The organism is Pantoea conspicua, assembly GCF_002095315.1.
In the GTDB taxonomy this organism is placed as follows: Bacteria; Pseudomonadota; Gammaproteobacteria; order Enterobacterales; family Enterobacteriaceae; genus Pantoea; species Pantoea conspicua.
Genome location: NZ_MLFN01000098.1, coordinates 1 through 3,168, shown reverse-complemented (window position 1 = coordinate 3,168; position 3,168 = coordinate 1). Strand labels below are relative to the sequence as shown.

Here is a 3,168-nt window from a genome sequence, read left to right as displayed (position 1 = left end):
GCCTTTTATACCCTAAGCGTAAGGAAAAAACAGATTATCCGTACTGATGTCAAATGCCAACTATGATATTTTTAATAATAATCAAACATATATTAAAAAGTATGAGTTTATCGTGAGCAAAAAATTCGATAGGGATTTTTGGGTGCGCATTAGTTGGCTTGTGGTGTTATTGCCGGTGTGTTTCGCGTTCCCGTTGCTGTTATTTGCAGTTTTTTTCGTTATTGTTGGATTGTGGGAACACTTCACAAAAGACAGTGTTGATAAAAATAATGCTAAAGAAATAATTGTCCAAACTGAGATTCAACAATTAAGTTGGCTCAATGCTACTCCAGAGGATGATTGGTACGATTTATTTATGGCGGAATGCGAGTCACCGGCTGAAGAACAATTTCTCGCAGCGATGATCAGAGAGTTAAATCTCAAGCCGAGCGCTGGAAAATTAGTATGCTCATTGCTGACGCTAGAAATGCAGGTTAGATCTCCGCCTTACCGTTTTGACTTTCTGGTCAACGGCAGACAGGTTGTTGAGATTGATGGCGCAGCCTGGCATTCATCGCCTGAACAAGTTGAGCGTGATCGCATAAGAGATAAGATTTCAGTAGAGCGTGGTTACAAGGTACTACGGATCCCTGCAAAGGTTGTTTTCAGAACCCCAAATGAAGCGGTTCGGCGAGTGAAGTCAACACTTGCTGAAACGCCTTTTTATACAAAAATTGATTTTGCAAAAGTAAAGGAGCCTGAGAATTCGCCAGCCAGAATCCTGTCACCTTTAGGATTTTTAGGTGCAGTGACTGTAGCGCTTGGGGATTTAAATGAGAAGGCATCCAGAATGTATAAAGAAGCAGAGGAAAAAGAAAAAGCTGCAAAGCTTGAGGCATCTAATAAAGTTGATTCCATGCTAAATCAAAAAATCGTTAGTACTAACAGTCAATCTGTCCCTGTTATGGACGAAGAATTGAGATCACTTTTTGAAGAGTGCTCAAAGCTTTTTGACGATACTAAATCAGATGAAAAAAGAGAAAAGGAATTTTAGTAACCAAAAGCAAGTCTGCTCATTGATGGCACAGACGTTTGGCCACCGTAACTGGTGGCTTTTTATGCGCTGCTGGCTCATGCTTGTACAAAGCGGCTCATAAGCAGGCCAAGGTCCGCTAAGAGCGAAAAGTGGACATATAGACACAAGTTAAAGGCAAACAAAAGCAGTTATCGATCCGAGAAAATGGAGTCGTATTCATATGTGGCGGGTCAAATCAGGCCATGCTGGTTCTGCTTTTACCCTTATTGCGACTGGAGCTAAACAGTAAGTATTACGCTTCCTGTTGTGCGTCCGGCCTCGAGGTCAGAGTGTGCTTTTGCCGCATCCGTGAGAGTATATTCAGCTCCGACCGGATTTTCCAGTCCGTTCTGAAAAGCCTGCATGAGGTCTTCGGCCCCCTGTCTGTAGAGATCGGCGTCGTCAGCATAGGCGATTGAGCTTGGTTGTATAAGTGCTATTGAGCGGGCAAAGCCAAGCTCCTCTACACGCACCGGTGGAATAGGCCCGGCGGACTGGCCCAGGCTTGCCACTATGCCAAAAGGGCATACCACACTGAATGTTGAAGCGAGCATGAATCCTCCAGTTCCATCAATGGCAATATGCACTTCGCGACTATCTGCAATTTCGCGCACTTTTTCAGCCCATGCCGCATCTGTGTGAAGAAAAACTTCAGCTGCGTCTGCTGCCTGCGCAGTTTTCACTTTCGCAGCGGACCCGGTTGAACCAATGACCCGCGCACCTTTCATGGTTGACCAGCGGGTGACAAACTGCTCCCAACCGCCCGCTGCAGAATGAACCAGGAGCCAGTCATCCGCTTTAATTTTCCCGCACCCAGTATCACAGAACGCATCCTTTTATCCCTTTATCACCATGACGAGTTAAAAAGGCTCAGAAGTACGGCATGTACCACTGCCACGCTGCTTCGTCCGTCTCTTTCAGCGCTGAATTAAAGAAAATTCAAATACAGAACAGAACAACAAGAGAAAACTTTCTGCGTTGCAGAATCCCTTCCATACCAGGTGAACTGAAGCTCAATAAAATGGTAACGCACATGAAGAAACAGCCGTCAGCTTAACGGTAACATTGTGGCAATAGCCTCTTTCCCCGTTGTGACAAGCTGATAGAACAAGAAATCAAAGAAAAACAGGTCAGCATCCTGTTTAGCTTCTGCCAGCGTATGGTTAAGCCCTGACGGCAGGGGTGGTCAGCCGGCGAGCACAACCATTTCAAATATGCATTGTGGTGAAGTCCCGTTACCGGACACCTGCCGTGCTGCTCCAGACCACGCCTTTAAGCCCAGGAAGAACCTTCGCAGAAGTACAGAAAGTTTTGTATGTTCAGAAAGCAACGCTGCAAACGGGACTTCTGGCCTGAGCCCGGATGACGGAGGAGGAGCAAAGCCAGCAAAACAGCTGCTGGCTTCGGGTTCTGTACGTTTAACGAAAAGCGGTTACAGAGAGCTAAAGTAAATACGGAAAAGGACTTTAAATACCGTCATAAAGACGCACCTACAGATGCAGCCCGCCAGTCCCGAAAGCTTCACTGAATATCTTCTCCTCCGGCACGCCCAGACTGATCAAAGAGCGATATTGTTCCTGCATAAACGGAACCGGTCCGCATAAATAGTAATCAGCCTCTGCGGGAAGATATGCCGCCGGAAGAGCGTTTAAATCGAGCCTTCCCTTCACCTGATAATCTTTACCGGGGACCTCATCTTCTTTTACATTTTCATAGGCAATAAAAACGTGAAGATTATCATTCTGGCTGGCTAAGTTTTTTAGCTCCTTACGCAATGCATGCACTTCAGAACTGCGCGCCGCATGAATAAAGTATATTTCTTTTTTCAGCGCCCGGTATTCTCTGGTTCCGGCATTTATGCCGTCACGTAATGCCGGTTTAAAGTTTGGATCGGCATGCTCTGCAAGCAAATGATTAACCATAGAAATCATCGGCGTCAGCCCGACGCCTGCGCTGATGAGTACGTTGTTCGTATCCGGGTTCAGCAGATAAAAATTTCCTGCCGGGGCGCTGAGTTCAACAACGCTGCCCTTATCAACGCTATTATGCAACGTGGAGGAGACATAGCCCGGATCCTGCCCTTCCGTGCGGGCATCGGCTTTGTTGAATAAATC

At 46.3% G+C, this 3,168-nt stretch carries 3 protein-coding genes; 1 reads left to right on the top strand and 2 read right to left on the bottom strand.

The window, feature by feature from the left end; all coding sequences use genetic code 11:
* Nucleotides 1–46 precede the first annotated feature (46 nt).
* On the top strand, nt 47–1,033 hold the full coding sequence (locus tag HA41_RS19305) for an endonuclease domain-containing protein (protein ID WP_094122100.1): 987 nt from the start codon (nt 47–49) through the stop codon (nt 1,031–1,033).
* Between the two features lie 260 nt (nt 1,034–1,293).
* Here the strand turns inward: HA41_RS19305 and HA41_RS19300 are convergent, their stop codons facing one another.
* Together HA41_RS19300 and HA41_RS19295 are read right to left on the bottom strand one after the other, a co-directional pair.
* Nucleotides 1,294–1,836, bottom strand: a complete 543-nt coding sequence (locus HA41_RS19300; RefSeq protein ID WP_279627073.1) for a zinc-binding dehydrogenase — start codon at nt 1,834–1,836, stop codon at nt 1,294–1,296.
* A 708-nt stretch (nt 1,837–2,544) separates the two neighbouring features.
* On the bottom strand, nt 2,545–3,168 hold a 624-nt coding region (locus tag HA41_RS19295), incomplete at its 5' end, for a ferredoxin reductase domain-containing protein (protein ID WP_482809939.1).